Origin of the sequence: Modestobacter sp. DSM 44400, assembly GCF_900107175.1 — a bacterium.
GTDB lineage: Bacteria > Actinomycetota > Actinomycetes > Mycobacteriales > Geodermatophilaceae > Modestobacter.
In genome coordinates this window covers 1-2,478 of the sequence record NZ_FNOZ01000133.1, presented here as the reverse complement: position 1 = coordinate 2,478, position 2,478 = coordinate 1, and the positions used below count along the sequence as shown (strand labels likewise).

The window sequence follows — 2,478 nt, the reverse complement described above, 5'->3', positions numbered from 1 at the left end:
ATGATCACCGGGCCGCTACCCAAGTTCCACGGAACTCGGGACATCCTCCGACATCGCCCACCGGAGCGCCGCCGCGAGCCTCGTGGGAGCCGTGGACCGGGCCGGCCGTGCCGCCGCCGGGGCGGTCGGGCCGGCCGCGCCCGGACCGTGCTCGCGATGCTGGCCTGCCCGTTGCTCGCCGGTTTGCGGCGGGCCCGCACCGGTCGCGGGCGGTGTCGCCGCGGAGCTTGCCGAGGCGCCCGAGGCCCGCACGCCCCCGGCCGACACGCTGGTCACGGTCGGGGCGGCGCGCGAGGGGCTGGTGGCCGATCCGGCGACGCACCCGGTGGCGGTGGCCGTCCGCGATCCGGCGCGGCTGGTTCTGGTCGACGGCCGCGACGGCACAACCGTCGGCGAGGTGTCGTTGCCGGGAACCGCAGGCCATCTGCAGCTACCCGCCTCCGGCGGACCGGTGCTGGTGCCGGTCGGGGGTCCGCGCGGCCGGTCACGATCGGGTCGCGCGGCGGGGCGGTGCTCGGCGACGCGGCCACCGGCGCGGGCCGCACGACGCGACCGCCGCGGCGAACGGGCAGGTGTTCGTGGCCGACGAGGCGGGCGGCAGCGTCACGTGGCTCGACGGCGAGCGGGTCGTTGCCACCCTGGACGGGCCCGCGCAGCCCGGGGGGATCGCGGCGGCCGGGAACCTAGTCGGCGTGATCGACGTCCGCGGGTCGACCCCTGGCCGCCCGGGACGCCGACTCGCTCGCCGAGCTCGCCGCCAAGGGTCACTGGCGGGCGCCGCGGCGCGACCAATGCCGAGTGCGTCCGCACACCGGTTCCGTGCCTGGCACAGCAGTCGCAGCCGGCGTGCGCGGGACGGAACCGGTGTGCGACCGCGGCCCGTTGCTCGCCCCGGCAACCTGTCGCCGATCAGGGCGACACAGAACTATCGGAACGTGCGCGGAACTGCCCCGCCCGGCGTCGACCGGATCAGCCGGGTCATGGCGACCGCGCCGAGCAGCGGTCCGACCGCCAGTACCGGTACCGCCAGCCGCCAGCCCACGGTGTCGGCGAGCGTCGGCAGCACGACGATGGTGACGACGGTGAGCAGGAACCCGATCGCGGTCTGCGCGGTGAGCGCGGTGCCCACGTAACGGGGGTCGGCGGCGTCGGACAGGGCAGCGGAGAACTGCGCCGAGTCGGCGACCACGGCGGCACCCCACACGAGCAGCAGGCCCAGCAGCACGACCGGCGGCGCGCTGAACACGGAGACCGAGGCGATCGCGCAGCCAGAGCTCAGCAGCATCGCGGCCAGCGCCACCCGGGCACTGCCGTGACGCTCGGCAAAGATGCCCGCCAGCACGCACCCGGCCGCGCCGGCCAGGCCGATCACGGCGAACGCAGTGGCGCCGACGGCAACGGGGCCCGCTGTGCCCGTGGACCGCAGATAGCTCGCCGTGATGTAGGCGGGCAGCCACGCCCACAGGGCGTAGAGCTCCCACATGTGCCCGAAGTACCCGAGGTTGATCAGCCGCTGGGGGCGGTCGGCGAACATCCGCAGCACGTAGCGCGGGTCCAACGGCGGTGCCGGGCGGGCGTCCGGGCCCTGGCGGAGGAAGGCCACCGACACGACAGCGCCGAGCACCGCAAGCGCGCTCGCGGCCAGCAGCACGCTGCGCCACGGGAGCACCGCGACGATCGTGAGCAGCTGCGGCAGCGCCGATCCCACCGACAACGCACCGATCAGCACGCCCAGGGCCATCCCGCGGGCCCGCGGGTACCAGGACACGACGATCTTCAGCCCGGCCGGGTAGACACCGGCCATCGCCACCCCGGTGAGCAGCCGCAGTGGGGCGGCCACCCAGGCGCTGTCGGCCAGGACGGTGATCAGCGCGGTGCAGATCGCCCCCAGCAGCGCGGCGGCGGCCAGCAACCGTTGCGGGGCGATCCGGTCGGCGAGGTTGAGTGCCGCGGAGACGACCGCGCCGACCGCGAAGCCGATCTGCACGGTGGCGGTGAGCCAGATGCCGCCCTGGCGGTCGAGCCCCCACTCGCCGCGCAGGGCCGGGAGCACGGCAGACGCGGAGAACCACACCGACAGCGCCAGTACCTGCACCATCACCATCAGGGCCAGCTGTCGTCGAGCCATGCTTGGGAACCCCCGCGGCCGCCTCCATGCTTCCGCAGACCGTACGCGAGGCCCGCATCTCCTACCGTCGAAACCAGACGGAGGACCAACCATGATCACGAGCCGACCCTGGCTGGATATTAAGTGATCGACTCTGCATTGGTCAGACACGGCTCAGTCCCCGACAGTCCGCGGCTGCGCACCGTCCTGGACGTGGACCTGGCCCGCGGGACATCGCCGACCGGCTGGCCCGTCATGGACCGCGCACGCCTCCGCTCACGGCCTGTTCGGCAGCCAGCTCAAGGTGCTGCTCGCCCTGTACAGCGATGACCTAGCCTCGAGATTTCATACCAGCCGGCCTCGACGGGAAG

At 73.9% G+C, this 2,478-nt stretch carries 1 protein-coding gene; it reads right to left on the bottom strand.

Features of this window, described 5'->3' with window-relative positions; all coding sequences use genetic code 11:
• Positions 1–925: 925 nt before the first annotated feature.
• Positions 926–2,128, bottom strand: a complete 1,203-nt coding sequence (locus tag BLW04_RS25165) for an MFS transporter (RefSeq protein WP_139307041.1) — start codon at positions 2,126–2,128, stop codon at positions 926–928.
• Between the last annotated feature and the right edge of the window lie 350 nt (positions 2,129–2,478).

Coding starts and splice junctions, on each gene's coding strand:
- BLW04_RS25165 (WP_139307041.1), bottom strand. CDS start 2,128: ATGGCTCGACGACAGCTGGCCCTGATGGTGATGGTGCAGGTACTGGCG.